General features: G+C 62.5%; 15 protein-coding genes. 5 read left to right on the plus strand and 10 right to left on the minus strand.

Annotated elements, in window-relative coordinates; genetic code table 11:
- Positions 1 to 40 precede the first annotated feature (40 nt).
- Together tgt and queA are read right to left on the minus strand one after the other, a co-directional pair.
- Positions 41 to 1,177: a tRNA guanosine(34) transglycosylase Tgt gene (gene tgt / locus J9893_RS18535; protein WP_103260285.1), complete on the minus strand. Its 1,137-nt coding sequence runs from the start codon at positions 1,175 to 1,177 to the stop codon at positions 41 to 43.
- 118 nt (positions 1,178 to 1,295) lie between these two features.
- A complete protein-coding gene (gene queA / locus J9893_RS18540) occupies positions 1,296 to 2,363 on the minus strand; it encodes a tRNA preQ1(34) S-adenosylmethionine ribosyltransferase-isomerase QueA (RefSeq protein WP_010675072.1) in 1,068 nt (355 codons plus the stop codon).
- A gap of 211 nt (positions 2,364 to 2,574) precedes the next feature.
- Here queA and J9893_RS18545 point away from each other — a divergent pair, with 211 nt between their 5' ends.
- The 3 genes from J9893_RS18545 (at position 2,575) to ahpF (ending at position 5,946) form a co-directional block, all read left to right on the plus strand.
- Complete coding sequence (locus J9893_RS18545) at positions 2,575 to 3,021, plus strand: CBS domain-containing protein (protein ID WP_010675073.1); 447 nt, start codon at positions 2,575 to 2,577, stop codon at positions 3,019 to 3,021.
- Positions 3,022 to 3,650: 629 nt separating this feature from the next.
- On the plus strand, positions 3,651 to 4,217 hold the full coding sequence (ahpC, locus tag J9893_RS18550) for an alkyl hydroperoxide reductase subunit C (RefSeq protein WP_010675074.1): 567 nt from the start codon (positions 3,651 to 3,653) through the stop codon (positions 4,215 to 4,217).
- A 142-nt stretch (positions 4,218 to 4,359) separates the two neighbouring features.
- Positions 4,360 to 5,946 (plus strand): alkyl hydroperoxide reductase subunit F, encoded by a 1,587-nt coding sequence (ahpF, locus tag J9893_RS18555; RefSeq protein ID WP_039038739.1) that lies wholly within the window; start codon positions 4,360 to 4,362, stop codon positions 5,944 to 5,946.
- 71 nt (positions 5,947 to 6,017) lie between these two features.
- Here the strand turns inward: ahpF and J9893_RS18560 are convergent, their stop codons facing one another.
- Positions 6,018 to 7,337, minus strand: a complete 1,320-nt coding sequence (locus J9893_RS18560) for an MFS transporter (protein ID WP_210600095.1) — start codon at positions 7,335 to 7,337, stop codon at positions 6,018 to 6,020.
- Positions 7,338 to 7,453: 116 nt separating this feature from the next.
- Between J9893_RS18560 and J9893_RS18565 the strand changes: the two genes are divergently transcribed.
- Entirely contained in the window at positions 7,454 to 7,699 is a 246-nt protein-coding gene (locus J9893_RS18565; RefSeq protein ID WP_041215012.1) for a hypothetical protein, read from the plus strand.
- Between the two features lie 124 nt (positions 7,700 to 7,823).
- On the opposite strand, the gene J9893_RS18570 is transcribed toward J9893_RS18565, so the two are convergent.
- The gene (locus J9893_RS18570; RefSeq protein ID WP_210600094.1) at positions 7,824 to 8,573 is read right to left on the minus strand and encodes a class I SAM-dependent methyltransferase; all 750 of its coding nucleotides are present in this window, start codon (positions 8,571 to 8,573) and stop codon (positions 7,824 to 7,826) included.
- A gap of 228 nt (positions 8,574 to 8,801) precedes the next feature.
- Here J9893_RS18570 and J9893_RS18575 point away from each other — a divergent pair, with 228 nt between their 5' ends.
- Positions 8,802 to 9,287: a VOC family protein gene (locus J9893_RS18575; RefSeq protein WP_202015119.1), complete on the plus strand. Its 486-nt coding sequence runs from the start codon at positions 8,802 to 8,804 to the stop codon at positions 9,285 to 9,287.
- 87 nt (positions 9,288 to 9,374) lie between these two features.
- Here J9893_RS18575 and gcvP read toward each other — a convergent pair whose 3' ends face one another.
- From gcvP to J9893_RS18605, 6 genes are all read right to left on the minus strand, one after another.
- Positions 9,375 to 12,251 carry an aminomethyl-transferring glycine dehydrogenase gene (gcvP, locus tag J9893_RS18580; RefSeq protein ID WP_210600093.1) on the minus strand — a complete coding sequence of 959 codons (2,877 nt, stop codon included), beginning with the start codon at positions 12,249 to 12,251 and terminating at the stop codon, positions 9,375 to 9,377.
- Between the two features lie 232 nt (positions 12,252 to 12,483).
- Entirely contained in the window at positions 12,484 to 12,873 is a 390-nt protein-coding gene (gene gcvH, locus J9893_RS18585; RefSeq protein ID WP_010675081.1) for a glycine cleavage system protein GcvH, read from the minus strand.
- 76 nt (positions 12,874 to 12,949) lie between these two features.
- Positions 12,950 to 14,047 carry a glycine cleavage system aminomethyltransferase GcvT gene (gene gcvT / locus J9893_RS18590; protein WP_010675082.1) on the minus strand — a complete coding sequence of 366 codons (1,098 nt, stop codon included), beginning with the start codon at positions 14,045 to 14,047 and terminating at the stop codon, positions 12,950 to 12,952.
- Positions 14,048 to 14,428: 381 nt separating this feature from the next.
- Positions 14,429 to 15,649: an FAD-dependent 2-octaprenylphenol hydroxylase gene (locus J9893_RS18595; RefSeq protein ID WP_210600092.1), complete on the minus strand. Its 1,221-nt coding sequence runs from the start codon at positions 15,647 to 15,649 to the stop codon at positions 14,429 to 14,431.
- 100 nt (positions 15,650 to 15,749) lie between these two features.
- On the minus strand, positions 15,750 to 16,973 hold the full coding sequence (gene ubiH, locus J9893_RS18600; RefSeq protein WP_210600091.1) for a 2-octaprenyl-6-methoxyphenyl hydroxylase: 1,224 nt from the start codon (positions 16,971 to 16,973) through the stop codon (positions 15,750 to 15,752).
- Positions 16,974 to 17,160: 187 nt separating this feature from the next.
- Positions 17,161 to 17,730, minus strand: a complete 570-nt coding sequence (locus tag J9893_RS18605) for a UPF0149 family protein (RefSeq protein ID WP_042864005.1) — start codon at positions 17,728 to 17,730, stop codon at positions 17,161 to 17,163.
- Between the last annotated feature and the right edge of the window lie 52 nt (positions 17,731 to 17,782).

Genomic DNA, 17,782 nt, shown 5'->3' on the forward strand with positions numbered 1-17,782 from the left:
CTTATTGATGTAGATTTGAATACTAACTTATATGTCGTTGTTATTTCACGCCATTTTCAGCCAGTGGAGGCACAGGCTTCCCTTGCCGACGGTAAAACTCAGTTACAAAGTCGTCTAATTTACCCTGCTCGATCGCGTCCCGCAAACCCTGCATCACGCGCTGGTAATAACGCAGGTTGTGGATGGTATTCAGACGGGCACCGAGGATCTCGTTGCACTTGTCCAGATGGTACAGATAGCTGCGGGTGTAGTTCTTGCAGGTGTAGCAATCGCAGTCCGCATCCAGGGTGCTGGTGTCTTCCCGGTACTTGGCGTTGCGGATCTTGACCACGCCATCAGTGGTAAAGAGATGACCGTTGCGGGCGTTGCGGGTCGGCATCACGCAGTCGAACATGTCGATACCGCGGCGCACCCCTTCCACCAGATCCTCCGGCTTGCCCACCCCCATCAGGTAGCGCGGCTTGTCGGCCGGAATTTTCGGGCAGACATGGTCAAGGATGCGATGCATGTCCTCTTTGGGCTCACCCACGGCGAGACCGCCGACCGCGTAACCGTCGAAGCCGATCTCAAGGAGACCGTCCAGCGACACATCCCGCAGCGGTTCGTAGACAGAACCCTGGATGATGCCGAACAGGGCGTTCTTGTTGCCCAGCGCATCGAACTTGTCACGGGAGCGCTTGGCCCAGCGCAGGGACATCTCCATGGACTTGCGCGCTTCCTCGTAGGTGGCCGGGTACGGGGTGCACTCGTCGAAGATCATCACGATGTCGGAACCCAGATCGTACTGGATCTCCATGGACTTCTCGGGATCGAGGAAAATCTTCTCGCCGTTGATGGGATGACGGAAGTGCACCCCCTCCTCGGTGATCTTGCGGATGTGCCCCAGACTGAATACCTGGAAACCACCGGAGTCGGTCAGGATCGGCCCCTGCCAGTTCATGAAGTCGTGCAGATCGCCGTGGGCGCGCATCACTTCCTGACCCGGGCGCAGCCAGAGGTGGAAGGTGTTGCCAAGCAGGATCTGGGCACCGGTCTCACGTACCTCTTCCGGTGTCATCCCCTTGACGGTGCCGTAGGTGCCGACCGGCATGAAGGCCGGGGTCTGGACCACGCCACGCTCGAACACCAGTTGACCGCGACGGGCACGCCCATCGGTGGTTTTCAATTCAAATTTCATTGCTACCTCTATTCAGTCAGAGAAACAGTCTGACAACAAAGGGCCCGAGGGGCCCGGTAATATGAAGCCGGCCGGCATACTGACAAGCAGAGCCTGAACGACTTCTGAAGGGCAAGGCTTAACCCTGCACCCGGCGACGGGTGACGAACATGGCGTCCCCGTAGCTGAAGAAACGGTACTGTCCCGCCACGGCGGCCTGATAGGCGGCCATCACGTTGTCATAGCCGGCAAAGGCGCTGACCAGCATGATCAGGGTGGATTCGGGCAGGTGGAAGTTGGTGATCATGGCATCGACCACCTGGAACTCGTAACCGGGGAAGATGAAGATGTCGGTGTCATTGAAGAAGGGCGCCAGCGGCTTGCCCTGGGCCAGGGTCGCCTTGGCTGCGCTCTCGAGGGATCGTACCGACGTGGTGCCCACCGCAACCACCCGACCGCCGCGGGCGCGGGTCGCCGCGATGGCATCCACCACCTCCTGGGGCACTTCGGCGTATTCCGAGTGCATGTGGTGATCTTCAATCTTGTCGACGCGCACCGGCTGGAAGGTGCCCGCCCCCACGTGCAGGGTCACGAAGGCCATCTCCACGCCCTTGGCACGGATCTGCTCGAGCAGCGGCTCGTCGAAGTGCAGACCGGCGGTCGGCGCCGCCACGGCACCCGGCTTCTGGTTGTAGACGGTCTGGTAGCGCTCCTTGTCGGCATCCTCGTCGGGGCGGTCGATATAGGGAGGCAACGGCATGTGGCCGATGGCATCCAGAATGGTCAGCACAGGGCGCGGGTCGAGGAAGTGGATCTCGAACAGAGCGTCGTGGCGGGCACGCATCTCGGCCTCGACGGGCACGCCGTCGGCACCGCCATCCAGAAGGAGACGGGTACCTGGCTTGGGGGACTTGGACGAGCGGACGTGCGCCAGCACGCTGTGCTCGTCCAGAATGCGCTCCACCAGCACCTCCAGCTTGCCGCCGCTGGCCTTCTGGCCAAACATGCGGGCCGGAATAACCCGGGTATTGTTGAACACCAGCAGATCGCCGGGGTTGAGCTGGTCAAGCACATCGACAAAATGACCGTGGCGCAGGGCGCCGGTTTGACCATCGAGCTGCAGCAGGCGGCTGGCGGTACGCTCCGCCATGGGGTAGCGGGCAATCAGCTCGTCTGGCAGATCAAAATGAAAATCGGATACTTGCATCTTTCACCTCGGGGGAATCGGCGGCTAGTCTAGTTATCCCCCTCTTCCAAGGCAACCCAAAAGACTAAAAACCCAAGGAAGACAAGGGATAGCGGGCCATTTTGTGAGGTTGGGCCCGTTAAAAAACCTTTAAGGTTTTGTATTGACCCCGATCATGTTCTGGCGACGGGGGCTGGGCTAGGGTGGAAGCAGACACACAAGGAGGCCCACCATGATGACCCTCTCCGAGATCATGACTGAACACCCCTTTACCCTGGGTCCGGAAAACAGCGTCAAGCAGGCGATGGAGCTGATGCAGCAGGAGCGGATCCGTCACGTTCCCATCGTCGATGAACACCAGCATCTGCTCGGTCTGGTCACCCTCTCGGACATCCTGGCCACCCGTGAATCCAAGCTGCTGCTGATCAACCCCGAGCGGGAGGCAGAGTTCACCGACAGCGTCCAGCTCGACGAGATCATGACCCGTCAGGTGGCGAGCGTGGATCCCCACGCCGGCATCAAGGAGGCGGCCCTGTATCTGCAGCGCCACAAATATGGCTGTCTGCCGGTACTCAAGGGGCGCAAGCTGGTTGGCATCGTCACCGAGTCGGACTTCATCGCCGTGGCCATCAATCTGCTGGAGCTGATGGAGGAGCAGGAGCCCCCAACCGACTTTTGATCTTAAAATTCTGTAATAAAATTACAATAAAAGCGTTTTCAGCCTAATTTAACGGCTATTCAAGTGAAACACTTTCAATTTGACTGTAAAATTACACCACAAAACTTGCGTTGTGACATTCATCACACTATGATGCCCACCATGCAATGGTTGCCGAAGAGGAGATGAGGTTTGTGCACCCGTCATCTTCTCTTCATATGTCTGCAAGTTTGCACACCCCGTAGTTAGTCTTTGCTGTAAAGCATATTTATCGCCATTCCTTGTTTGATGACCCGGCCCTGTCTGTGCGACTGCGCCGGGATTTTTTTATCCCTCTTTTTTCTACTGAGCCGCCTCGTCTGCCCCCTTCTCTGCTCACGCAATGAAAACAAATCCGGCCCAGCCCTTGAAAATGTGACATGCAGTACAGAAATTGAACTTCGACAATGAGTTATCTCCGAAGGCCTGAGATATTCATGTTAGGTACAGTTGTGATGGTCTATCTAATAAATAGATTTATGTGATTCAAAATTGTGGCTTTGACCGATTAGAAAAAGTCACTATGATGACTCCATCGAAAGTTAAGCGCCTCGTCTGGCACGACTCTTCAACACCAGACAGGCATATGTACATCACCAAGGAGCAAATACATGTCTACCTACATCAACACTGAAATCAAGCCGTTCAACGCCACCGCCTACCACAATGGCAAATTCGTTCAGGTGTCTGACGCTGACCTGAAAGGCAAGTGGTCCGTGGTGTTCTTCTACCCGGCTGATTTCACCTTCGTCTGCCCGACCGAGCTGGGCGACCTGGCCGACAACTACGCCGAATTCCAGAAGCTGGGCGTCGAGATCTACGCTGTCTCCACCGACACCCACTTCACCCACAAGGCCTGGCACGACACTTCTGACACCATCCAGAAGATCCAGTACCCGATGATCGGCGACCCCACCGGCACCATCACCCGCAACTTCGGCGTGATGATCGAAGAAGCTGGCCTGGCTGACCGCGGTACCTTCGTCATCGACCCGCAAGGCGTCATCCAGATCGTTGAAATCAACGCTGGCGGCATCGGCCGTGACGCACTGGAACTGCTGCGCAAGGTCAAGGCTGCCCAGTACGTTGCTTCCCACCCGGGTGAAGTGTGCCCGGCCAAGTGGAAAGAAGGCGACGCCACCCTGGCCCCGTCCCTGGATCTGGTAGGCAAAATCTAAGCCTCCCCGCTCTGAAGACCGGCCCGTTCAAGGGCCGGTCTTGTTTACGGCCCTCAGAAAATGCGCCGGTCTGCTGTGTGGACCTCTGTTTTCTGTACCCGGTCATCGTGCCGACCCGCATTCAGCAAGAAGGAATTCGACCATGTTAGATACCAACCTCAAACAACAACTCAACGGTTACTTGCAGTACATCGTCAATCCCATCGAGATCAGCGTGTCCGGCAATGACAGCGACAAATCCGCCGAACTCCTGGCATTGGCCAGCGAGATCGCCGAGATGTCCCCCAAAATTTCCCTGACCGATGGCACCAATGCCCGCAAGCCTTCCATGAGCATCGCGCCCCAGGGCCAGGCCCCGCGCGTGCACTTTGCCGGCATTCCCATGGGTCATGAATTCACCTCGCTGGTGCTCGCCCTGCTGCAAAGCGGCGGTCACCCCTCCAAGGCAGATCCGGCCGTGCTGGAGCAGGTGAAAAACCTCAAGGGCGAGTTCCACTTCGAGACCTATATTTCCCTCTCCTGCCACAACTGTCCGGACGTGGTACAGGCCCTGAACCTGATGTCCACCCTGAACCCCGGCATCACCCACACCATGATCGACGGAGCCCTGTTCCAGGATGAGGTGAACGAGCGTCAAATCATGGCGGTCCCGAACGTCTACCTGAACGGTCAGCCGTTCAGCCAGGGCCGTATTTCGCTGGAAGAGATCGTCGCCAAACTCGACACCGGCGCTGCCGAGCGCAAGGCGCAAGAGCTGAGCGAAAAAGCGCCTTATGACGTGCTGGTGGTGGGCGGTGGCCCGGCCGGCGCCGCCGCGGCCATCTATGCCGCCCGCAAAGGCATTCGCACCGCCATTGTCGCTGAACGTTTCGGTGGCCAGGTGATGGACACCGTCGGCATCGAGAACTTCATCTCCGTGCCCTACACCGAGGGCCCCAAGCTGGCCGCCAGCCTGGAGCAGCACGTCAAGCAGTACGGCGTGGAAGTGATCACCGAGCAGCGCGCCGCCGCCATCAGCAAGGATGGTTACGTCAACGTGGATCTCGCCTCCGGTGCCACCTTGAAGAGCCGCGCCGTGATCCTGGCGACCGGTGCCCGCTGGCGCGACCTGAACGTGCCGGGTGAACTCGAGTACCGTACCAAGGGTGTGGCCTACTGCCCCCACTGTGACGGCCCCTTCTTCAAGGGCAAGCGCGTGGCGGTGATTGGTGGCGGCAACTCCGGCATCGAGGCGGCCATCGATCTGGCCGGCATCGTCGAGCACGTCACCGTGGTGGAGTTCGCCGATACCCTGCGTGCCGACGACGTGCTGCAGAAGAAGGCCCGCTCCATGGGCAATATCGACATCATCATGAGCGCCCGCACCACCGAAGTGATCGGCGACGGCAGCAAGGTGGTGGGCATGGATTACGAGGATCGCACTACCGGCGAGATCAAGCATCTGGCTGTGGCCGGCATCTTCGTCCAGATCGGTCTGGTGCCGAACACCGAGTTCCTCAAGGGGAGCGAAGTGGCCCTGACCCGCTTTGGCGAAATCGAGATCGACACCAAGGGTGCCACCTCCCTGCCCGGCGTCTATGCCGCAGGGGATGCCACCACGGTACCGTTCAAGCAGATCATCATCTCCATGGGGGCAGGTGCCACCGCCGCCCTGGGTGCGTTTGATTACCTCATTCGCAACCCGGCGCCGGAAGCACAAGCTACCCAGGCCGATGCCGTGACCGCCTGATAACCGTCGCCCAACAAAAAACCGACTCCCTGGAGTCGGTTTTTTTATCCCTGTCGTTGGGTCGCCAGCCTTCAGCGCCCCTGCGGCGCGTCCCTCTCCTGCCCCTCTTCACTCACCGCTCTCTCTTCTGCATCAGGCACGGCATAGCTCGCCGGCACTGCCTCCCCTTCCAGATCCGTTCTTGGCTCCAGCTCCGCCGTCATGGGGGTGTTGGGGGGCACCGGCATGAAGACCTGATGCTCCGTCAGCGGAATGGGGGCTCGCTTACGCCTGCGCCAGCCGAGATAGGCCGACAGCAGCAGACCGCACAGGGCAAAGTAGACGAACAGCCCCTGTGGTCCGAACGTCGCCATGGTAAAGGGGGCCAGCAGCGGACCCGTCATGGCTCCCAGGCTGTAGGCAAGCAGCAGCCCCTGGTTTGCCCCCAGCACCTGATCCGGGCGCAGTTCATCGCAGGCATGGCTGAGGCTCAAGGGATAGATGGAGAACGCCATGCCCCCCAGCAGGAAGACAAGAGTCCCCTCGATTGGCTCGCGCCAGGGCCCCGGCAGCAGCACCATCAGCAACGCGATCAGGGTCAGCAGGGTGCAGAGCAGCAGGATCACCAACCGTCTGTCGTAGCGATCAGATGCACGCCCGATGGGATACTGCAGACACATCCCCCCCAGGATCACCAGCGCCATCATGTCCGCCACCTGGGAGAGGGAGGCGCCGCTGTCGGTGAAATAGAGCGGCAACAGCCCATAGATGGCCCCGAGGATGAGGCCCGAGGTAAAGCTGCTGCCCATTCCCGCCGGAGTGAGGCGCACCAGCTCCAGCACTCCCACCGGCTGGGGTGCCACCATGGCCGGCGTCGCCACCCGGGAGAGCGCCAGAGGCACCACGGAGAGGGTCGCCGCCATGGCGCACAGGGCGAACGGCGTCAGCACCATGGGGTCCACCTGCTTGAGCAGCAGCTGGCCCAGGGCGAGTGAGCCGTACAGCAGGATCATGTAGAGGGACATCAACCGCCCCCGGTTCGCCGGGGTGCTTGAGACCAGCATCCAGGACTCCAGCACCACGAACAGGCCGCCGGTGGCAACCCCCCCAATCAGCCGCAGCGCCGCCCAGGTGACAGGCTCCACCACCATGCCGTGCAGCAGAAACAGAAAACAGAGCAGGGAGGCATAAGCCGCATAGGCCCGGATATGACCCACCCGGATGATGAGGCGGGCATTGATGAAGGTCCCCAGCACCAGGCCGCCGAAATAGGCAGCCGACACCAGACCGATGGCCTGGGCGGACACCTGCTCGGCGGAGAGACGCACCGTCAGCAGGGTATTGAACAGACCGTGACCCAGAATGAAGATCACCAGACTGGTCAGGGGGGACAGCAACCTTGTCAGTGCCATGGAGCCTCCTCGCAACAAAAGGGTCATGGTAGCCCCTGCCTCCCGCCCCCTTCAACCCGAATGCCCTCCCCCTGCGGGGCTATGCTTGACGGGAACCCCACATGGAGATCCGAAAGATGAGACTCATGCTGTTGTTGGCCGCCCTGCTCTTTTGCGGCAGCGCCCTCGCCTTCCACTGCCCCATGGACATGAAGAAGATAGACGACGCCTTGGCCGCAGGCCCCGCCCTCAGTGCCGAACAACTGGCCGAGGTAAAACAGTTGAGAGCGGACGGAGAGACCTTGCACAACGCGGGCAAGCATCAGGAATCGGTCGATACACTGGCCAAGGCCATGGCCATTCTCGGCATCGATCAGGGCTGATACCGCCCCTTCGCCGCGCGACGGTCTCTTTCGCATCGCCCGGATACAGACCGCCAAAATGAAACAAGGCCCTCGCCATCACTGGCGGGGGCCTTTTCACTGCGGATGTCAGCGCTGAACGGTTCTACACCCGGCCACTGTAGACCAGAGTGCAATAGTTGAAGGCTATCTTGCCGTCAACGGCATGGCGAGCAAACTCGCGGCGAACGAGCGCTGTCATCTGATCGTGGGCCGGCGTGCCCGCCACAGGTGCATAGGAGGAGGAGTTGAGCCGTCCAAGCACCCCGTCAAGATCGAACAGCTGGCTGTTCTCGAAGCGATCGAGCCGGTACTCCCCGGTGAAGAAGGCGCGAAAATCCACCTCGCCGAGGTTGCGATGATTGACCTCCTCGTAATCCCCCGAGTAGGCGTGCAACCCCTCTTCATAGGCCTTGAGAAACGGGGTATTCGTCAGCCTGTCATTCCAGATGAGGGCGACCTGGCCACCGGGCTTGAGCAGCCGCTGGCACTCCTGCCGAAAAGCCGCGCGATCGAACCAGTGAAACGCCTGGGCGACCGTCACCAGATCCATCGCCCCCGTGGGCAGGCCCGTGGCTTCCGCACTGCCGTGCAGCCAGCCGATGTTCCCCACCTGGGCGAGCAGCCGTTTGGCGGCTGCCCGCATATCGTCGTTGGGCTCCACCGCCCAGACCCGCGCGACCCGGGGGGCCAGCAGGGCGGTCAGGATGCCGGTGCCGGCGCCGATGTCGGCCACCTGGGACTCGGGCCCCATGGCCAGCTCCCTTGCCAGAAAATCCAGCATGGCGGCGGGATAACCGGGCCGATACTTCACATAGGCCTCGACCCGGGTCGAGAATCGCTGGGTACTGTCCATGGCAGACTCCTCTCTTGCTGCGGCCTTCATGCCGGCTCCCGGCCTGGTGACCAGGATCCCCATGCCACTACACTTGACCCCATCATGCAAGCCCCAAGCGGGTGGCAAACGGCGTACAGGCTGGCTTGTCACCCAGCGAAGCCGCAGGCGCTGCGGGCGGCAGGATACCCATCGGGGCGCCCGCTCACGGGCGTCGAAGGACAAACACCAGGATGGAGCTGCGACACAATGAGACCAGTCAAGAACAGGATTTGCCTCTGGTATGACGGAGATGCCGAGGAGGCGGCACGGTTTTACGCCAGCCTCTTCCCCGACTCCGCCGTCGGTGCCGTACACCGGGCCCCGGCCGACTATCCCGCTGGCAAGGAAGGGGATGTGCTGACGGTCGAGTTCAGGGTGATGGGGATCCCCTGCCTCGGCCTCAACGGCGGGCCCGGGGTCAGCCACAACTGGGCGTTCTCGTTTCAGGTGGCTACCCAGGACCAGGCCGAGACGGATCGTTACTGGCACGCCATCATCGACCATGGCGGTCAGGCGAGCGAGTGCGGCTGGTGTCAGGACAAATGGGGCATCTCCTGGCAGATCACCCCTCAGGTCCTCATCGAGGCGATAAGCGATCCCGACCCCGAGGCAGCGAGACGCGCCTTCGAGGCCATGATGCAGATGGGCAAGATTGACATTGCCACCATCGAGGCGGCGCGCCGGGGCGAGTAGCCCGTTCGCACGGGCGCCACACACAACAAGGCCACCCCTGGGGGTGGCCTTGTGCATATTGGCTGTCAGCCCTTCACGGCGCCGCGATTACTTGGCGTAATCCTCGGTGGGCACGCAGGAGCAGAACAGGTTGCGATCGCCATAGACGTCGTCGATGCGGTTGACCGACGGCCACAGCTTGCTGGCGCGCACGGCGTCGGACGGGAAGACCGCCTCGGCGCGGCTGTAGCCACGGTTCCACTCTGCATCCATCACGTCGTCCTGGGTGTGCGGCGCATGGACCAGGGGGTTGTCGGCGAGGCTCCAGTGACCGTCCTGCACCCGGGCGATCTCGGCGCGGATGGCGGTCATGGCTTCCACGAAGCGATCCAGCTCGCGCTTGGATTCGGATTCGGTCGGCTCGACCATCAGGGTGCCCGCTACCGGGAAGCTCATGGTCGGCGCGTGGAAGCCGTAGTCCATCAGGCGCTTGGCCACGTCCATTTCGCTGATGCCACTGGCTTCTTTGAGCGGGCGGATGTCCAGGATGCACTCGTGGGCCACCCGGCCGTTGCGACCTGTATAGAGCACGGGGAAGGATTCACCCAGCTTCTTGGCCAGGTAGTTGGCGTTGAGGATAGCGACCTGGGTGGATTTCTTGAGCCCCTCGTCCCCCAGCATGGCGATGTACATCCAGCTGATGGGCAGGATGCTGGCCGAGCCGAACGGGGCGGCAGACACGGCGCCGTTGTCACGGCTCTCCTTGTCGGTCTTGACCACGGCGTGACCGGCCACAAACGGTGCCAGGTGTTTCTTCACGCCGATGGGGCCCATGCCCGGACCACCACCGCCATGAGGAATGGCGAAGGTCTTGTGCAGGTTGAGGTGAGAGACGTCCGCGCCGATAAAGCCTGGCGCCGTCAGCCCGACCTGCGCGTTCATGTTGGCGCCGTCGAGATACACCTGACCACCATACTGGTGAACGATGTCGCACACCTCCTTGATGGTCTCCTCGTACACCCCGTGGGTGGAGGGGTAGGTCACCATCAGGCAGGAGAGCTGGTCTCCGACCTCGGCGGCCTTGGCCCGCAGGTCGTCCAGATCCACGTTGCCGGCCTTGTCACAGGCGGTGACGATGACCTTGAGGCCCGCCATCTGGGCGGAGGCCGGGTTGGTGCCGTGGGCAGAGGCCGGGATGAGGCAGACATCGCGATGCCCCTCGCCGCGAGACTCGTGGTACTTCTTGATGGCCAAGAGGCCCGCGTATTCGCCCTGAGCGCCGGAGTTGGGCTGCATGCAGACCGCATCGTAGCCGGTCACCTTCACCAGCCAGTCTTCCAGATCTGCCAGCAGCAGCTGGTAGCCCCTGGCCTGCTTAAGCGGCGCGAAGGGGTGCAGTTTGCCAAACTCGGGCCAGGTCACCGGGATCATCTCGGCGGTGGCGTTGAGCTTCATGGTGCAGGAGCCGAGGGAGATCATGGCGTAGTTCAGGGCCAGATCTTTCGCTTCGAGACGGTGGATGTAGCGCAGCATCTCGGTCTCGGAGTGGTACTTGTTGAACACCTCGTGGGTCAGCACGGCATCGGTGCGCAGCAGCGCCTGCGGGATGGCGTGATGAGTCTGGGCCGCCTTGTCCAGCGCCTCCACATCCAGGCCATGGCCTTGTCCCAGGAAGAGGTCGAACAGCTCGGCCACGTCACCCCGGGTGGTAGTCTCGGAGAGCGACACCCCCACGGCGCCGTCGAGATCCGCGCGCAGGTTGATGCCAAGCCCTTCGGCCTTGGCAATCAGCGCCGCCTTGTCCGACGTCAGGACTGTGAGGGTATCGAACCAGCTTCCGTGCTTGAGGGCCACACCCTTGGCGGTGAGGCCGAGCGCCAGGATGGTGGTCAGACGGTGCACGCGGGAGGCGATGGTCTTGAGCCCCACCGGGCCGTGGTAGACGGCGTAGAAGCTCGCCATGTTGGCCAGCAGCACCTGGGCGGTACAGATGTTGGAGTTGGCCTTCTCGCGGCGGATGTGCTGCTCGCGGGTCTGCATGGCCATGCGCAGGGCGCTCTTGCCACGGGCATCCTTGGAGACGCCGATGATGCGACCCGGCATGGAGCGCTTGTAGGCGTCGCGGGTGGCGAAGAAGGCAGCGTGGGGGCCACCGTAACCCATGGGCACACCGAAGCGCTGGGCACTGCCGAACACCACGTCGGCACCCAGTTCACCCGGGGATTTGAGCAGCAGCAGGGAGAGCATGTCGGTCCCGACACAGGCCAGCCCCTTCTGGGCCTGGACGGCGGCAATGAGGGAACGCAGATCGGCCACATTGCCGGTGGTGCCCGGGTACTGGAGCATGGCACCGAACACCTCTTCGCTCACGGCCTCGCCCGCAGGGCCGACCACCACATCGAAACCGAAGTGGACCGCGCGCTCCTTGACCACGTCGATCACCTGGGGGTGAACGTCGTCGGCCACGAAGAAGAGGTTGGATTTGGATTTGGCCATGCGCTTGGCCAGCGCCATGGCTTCGGCGGCGGCGGTGGCTTCATCGAGCAGGGAGGCGCTCGCCAGATCCATGCCGGTGAGATCCAGGGTGAGCTGCTGGAAGTTGAGCAGGGCTTCGAGACGGCCCTGGGCCAGCTCGGGCTGATAGGGGGTGTAGGCGGTGTACCAGCCCGGGTTTTCCAGCACGTTGCGCAGGATGACGTGGGGCACGTGGGTGTCGTGGTAGCCCATGCCGATGTAGCTCTTGGCGATCTGGTTCTTGGCCGCATAGCCCTTGAGCTTGGCCAGGGCCTCCACTTCGGTCATGGGGGCGCCGATACCAAGCGGCCCCGGACGACGGATGGCGGCGGGGACCGTCTGCTCAATCAGATCGTCCAGGCTCTCGGCACCCACGGTGGCGAGCAGGGCCCGCAGTTCTTCCTCACCCGGGCCGATGTGACGGCGGATGAAATCGGTTTTTTGCTCGAGTTCAAACAGTGACTGGGTCATTTCCCTATTTCCTGGTAATAGGTCCTGGCATGACATCCTGATAGCCAAGACCTGATGTTCCTGTAGCCGGTCGATACCGGCTCCACTCATGTTCTGTGTCCGCCGCGGGCAGACGGGGAATGCGGCAAGGGCATCCCGAAGGCGCAAAGGCTGCGCCCATCCTGCAACCGCCATGGCCGCAGGATGGCAGTCATACAAGTGGGCCCTGCTGTGTTGGCAGGGCCCGGGGGCATTACTCTTCGTCCACCACGTTCTGGTAGCCTTCGGCATCCAGCAGGTTGGCGAGCTCGCCCGCGTCGTCCAGCTTGATGCGGAACAGCCAGCCGGCGCCGTAGGGGTCGGAGTTGACCAGCTCGGGGCTGCCTTCCAGCTCTTCGTTGACGGCCAGGATCTCGCCGCTCACCGGGCTGTAGATGTCGGAGGCGGCCTTGACGGACTCCGCCACGGCGCAATCTTCACCGGCGCTCACCTGCTTGCCCACTTCCGGCAGATCGACGAACACCATGTCCCCCAGCAGATCCTGGGCGTGCTCGGTGATGCCGACCACGGCTTCGCCGTTGGCTTCAACACGGACCCACTCGTGGGAGGTGGCATATTTCAGTTCGCTCGGGATATGGCTCATTTGTGCTTCCTTTATGCTCTTGGATCGCTTCAACAAAAATGGGGCGGCGAAGGTCAACCCTCACCGCAATCAATGATTACACCAACGGCTGGCCGTTGCGCACGAAGGCCGGCTTGGTGACTTTCACGGTGACCTGCTTCTTGCGGATCTCCACCTGGGCCTGTTCGCCGATATCACGGGGCACCCGCGCCAGGGCAATGCTGTAACCCAGGGTGGGCGAGAAGGAGCCGGAGGTGATCACCCCTTCCCGTGTCTCGCCGCTCTCGCTGGTGAAGGTGACCGGCATGCCGGCACGCAGCACGCCCTTTTCTTCCATCACCAGACCCACCAGCTTGGGCTGGTTGCCGGCGGCCTTCTGGGCTTCCAGGGCGGCGCGGCCGATGAATTGGCGGGAGGCAGGCTCCCAGGCCAGGGTCCAGGCCATGTTGGCGGCGAGCGGAGAGATTGACTCGTCCATGTCCTGACCGTAGAGGTTCATGCCCGCTTCCAGGCGCAGGGTATCACGGGCACCCAGGCCACAAGGGGCCACGCCGTTGTCCAGCAGGGCCTGCCACAGATCGCACGCCTTCTCTTGGGGGACCACGATCTCGTAGCCATCTTCGCCGGTGTAGCCGGTGGTGGCGATGAAGAGATCCCCGGCCTGCACACCGAAGAAGGGCTTCATCCCTTCGACCGCCGCATTCTGCTCGGGGGTGAACACCTTGGCCGCCTTGGCCTTGGCGTGGGGGCCCTGCACCGCGATCATGGCAAGCTCGGGGCGCTCGGTCACGCTCACGGCAAAGTCGATGGCGTGATGGCGGATCCAGGCCAGATCCTTCTCGCGGGTGGCGGAGTTCACCACCAGGCGGTAGAAGGTATCGGTCAGGAAGTAGGTGATGAGGTCATCGATGACGCCGCCTTCCGGATTGAGCATGCCGCTGTAGAGGGCCTTGCCGGGGACGGTGAGTTTGGCCACGTCGTTGGCCAGCAGGTGTTGCAGGAAGGCTTTGACCCGCTCGCCGGTCAAATCGACGATGGTCATGTGGGAGACATCGAACATGCCTGCATCGGTGCGCACCACATGGTGCTCTTCCAACTGGGAACCGTAGTTGATGGGCATCTCCCAACCGTGGAAGTCCACCATCTTGGCACCCGCTTCCAGGTGTTTCGGATGCAATACAGTAGTCTGGATCATCGCTGTGTTTCCTTAAGCGTTCGCGACAACACTCGCAATCCGCCCCGGCTCGTCGGGAACTACGGACCACAAGCTCTGTGCTCGTTCCCGCCCGGGCGGGCAGGAGTGATTCCTTGAACGGAGCGGATTATATGACAAGCGTGCCGGGGCACCGCTCAAAAAAAACTAATCCTCACCCAACTCACTGACACCAGACACTAAGGCAAAAACAGTGATAAAAACAGCCAAAACCGCGCCACTGCGGGATTTAATGTTGATTTTTACCGTCCCGTCACAATTTACAGAAAAACGTTTCGCTTCTCGCCAACATTAAAGGCTGACACCCCGAAGGGGCATCTCGCCCTGTCAGATTAGTTTTTTTGTTAAAACCCCGGGGTAAGATTAGATTTTTTCACCTTTGGCCAGGGTGGGCAGCTCCCCATCCAGCCCCATGGCGGCCCGGATTATGCCCTGCTTGAGGGGAGCAAGACCGTCGACGGCGCGAAGCCCCACCCCGCGCACCAGCTTCTTGAGGGGGTTGCTGCCCGCAAACAGTCGCTTGAGCCCCTCCATGGCCGCCAGCATGCGCGCCGCCTCGCTCTTGCGCCAGCGCTCATAGCCCCGCAGGTTGGCGAGCAGGCCGATGTCCGCGCCCTTGCCGTGATGAATGAGGATCTGCTCCGCCAGAGCGGCGGCATCCAGCAAGCCCAGATTCACCCCCTGCCCCGCCAGCGGGTGGATGGTGTGGGCCGCATCCCCCACCAGCACCAGGCGCTCGCGGGCAAAGTCGCGGGCGTAGCGGGCGGTGAGCGGAATGGCGCTGCGAGCCCCCTCCACCTTGCACAGCCCGAGGCGCCCATCAAAGGCGGCGGTGAGCTGGCGGTTGAAGCCGTCGTCATCCAGGGCGCAGAGCGCCTCGGCGCGGGCCGCGGGCACAGACCACACGATGGAGCAGAGGTCGGGCTGCCACAGGGGCAGGAAGGCGAGGGGCCCCTGGGGGGTGAAGATCTGGCGCGCCACCGCCTCATGGGGCTCGGCACAACGCACCGTCGCCACCAGGGCGTGATGACCATAATCCCAGCTGGTGAGCGGGATATCGGCCTGACGGCGCACCCAGGAGTGGGCGCCGTCGGCGGCCACCACCAGCTTGGCCGAGAGGGCCTGGCCATCTTCCAGCAGCAGCAGGGCGCCCGCTGGCCCGCACTGCAGGCTGGTGGCCCGGGCCGGGGTCAGCATCTGGATATTGCTGGCCCCCGCGATGGCGTCCAGCAGCGCAAGCTGGATCACCCGGTTCTCGACGATATGGCCAAGGGCCCCCTGACGCAGGCTGGCAGCATCGAAATCGATGTGGCCGAAACTGTCCTGCTCCCACACCTGCATCTTCTCGTAGGGCTGCAGGCGGCGCGCCACTATGCCGTCCCAGGCGCCGACCCCTTGCAGGATGTGCTGACTCGCGAGGCTCAGGGCACTGACCCTGTTGTCCGGCGTCTCACCGAGCGTTGCATCGGGCAGCCGGCCTTCCACGATGGCCACCTTGATCGCCCGGTTCTTGAGGGCGGCAGCGAGCCCCAGGCCCACCATGCCCCCCCCCACGATCACCACATCCACATCTTGCATCTGCATTCTCTTGTGTCCTTTCCGGGCGAGTCGCCAGGATCTGCGAGGCGACGCCCACAGGCGTGCCTCTTGCTCGAAATCGTCTTTGCCGCCGGTGCGACAGCGCTTATTGGCCGCACACCTCGTCCACGAATCCCAGGGTGCGGGAGGCGAGCGGTGCCTTGAGCCAGGGCACTCTGCCCATCAGGAAGAGCGCCAGATTGCGGCCCACCACCAGGGGAGCGTGATGGTTTGAGAAGAGCTGGGCCAGGGAGGACGTGAGCCAGACGGTCTGGGCCTGATCGTCCCGCCGCTGCTGCCAGTAGCCGCTTAGCACCTCAAAGCCGCCGATGTCTTCCCCCGCCGCGAGCGCACGGGCCAGGGTCCGGGTCAGCACGTCCAGATCCCGCATGCCGAGGTTGAACCCCTGACCGGCGATGGGATGCAGCAGGTGAGCGGCGTTGCCCACCAGCACGGTACGCTGGGCCAGGGGATAGTCGGCCACCGTCAGCACCAGCGGATAGAGGTGGCGCGCCCCTGTGCGCACGAAGCGCCCGAGTCGCCAGCCAAAGGCCTGCTGCAGACGGGCGAGAAAGGCGGCATCATCCAGCGCCATCAGGGCCTGTGCCTCGTCCCGCGGGACGCTCCACACCAGGGAGGAGAGGCCGTCCTGCATGGGCAGCAGGGCCAGCGGCCCTCCGTCGGTGAAGCGCTCGAAGGCCCGTCCGGCGGGATCCTCGGCGGTCTTGACGGTGGCGATGATGGCGCTCTGGCCATAATCGTGGCGACTGACCGGCATCTTGAAATGCTGGCGCACGAAGGAGTGGCCCCCGTCGGCCGCCACCAGCAGCCGGGTGCGGTAGCGCGCGCCCCCCTCCAGGGCGAGCGTCACTCCCCCCTCGTCGGGGTCGATGGCCTCAAGCCTGGCCGGGCACAACATACGGATCTGCGGGCTGGCGGCGATCGCCTCTTGCAGCACGATGCCCGCCGCCGACAGCTCGATCACCTGACCGAGGGCGGGCAGGCCATACTCCGCCGCCGACAGCCGGGTCTGGCCGCAGTGGCCCCGATCCGACACATGGATATGGGTGATGGGGGAGCAGTGGGGCGCCAGGTGCGGCCAGAGGCCGTGACGGGCCAGCGCCTCGCAGGTACCGGCGGAAAGCGCGATGGCACGGGCATCGAAACCGGGATGAGCATTGAGCTCGGGCGCACTCGCCTCCAGCAGCAGGATCTGCAGGGGGGCGCCATCCTGTCCTTTCAGGGCGGCAAGGGAGAGGGCCAGCACGGCACCGCTCATACCACCGCCGACGATAGCCACGTCGACGTGAACCAGATCAGATTGAGACATGAGAAGAGGGCATAGGCGAAAAAACGTGGGCCAATCCTACCACAAAGGTGGCGGACGGGATGCGAAGCCACGGGCAAAAAACCGCTTTGGCACCATGGGTTAGCAGAGTACCTCCCCTGCTCTCACCCCTTGTAAAACAGAAAGAGCGCCGTGATGCGCTCTTTCATTGACCCGCTGGGCAGGCAGATCAGTGCAGGGTCGGCGGCGTGCTCGGTGCGGCCGGGCGCTTGCCAAACTCCTCGAACGCCATCATGACCCCGAGGCGCACGTGTTCGTAGAGCACCAGGAAGGAGGCTTCGTTCTCTTCATCTTCCTGATCGAATTCGGCAGAGACCTGGGTGATGCTGGCGATGTCCTGAATCATCTCCTGCAGCTCTTCGGATGCCTTGGAGAGCTCCTGTTGCACCACGCCAAAGCCGGCCAGGAAGGCCTGGGACCAGTCCACCAGCGAGTCGATGCGCTCATCGAGCGGCGCCTCGTCGCTTGGCAGCAGCAGCTCGACGCCCTTTTGTGCCATCAGGCTCTCGATCACCTCGTGATAGAGGTCGGTCATCACCTGGCGCACCGGTGCCGGCAGACCGAAACCGTCGTTGATCAGATCATTGAAATGGGGCTGCCAGCTTTTGTCGTCCAGGGCCACGCCACCGCACACCAGGCCGCAGATCACGCCATGGGCCTCGACGGCCGTCGCCATGAGGTCGTGCTGTGCCATCAGGTCCGCCACGGCGGCGTATTTCAGGGGGTTTGTTTTGCTCATCTAGGATCCGCTCAAAGTTCAGGCAAATATGCAGAATTTATGGCCGAGATCC

This window comes from Aeromonas sp. MaB10011B, from assembly GCF_017939325.1.
GTDB lineage: Bacteria > Pseudomonadota > Gammaproteobacteria > Enterobacterales > Aeromonadaceae > Aeromonas > Aeromonas caviae.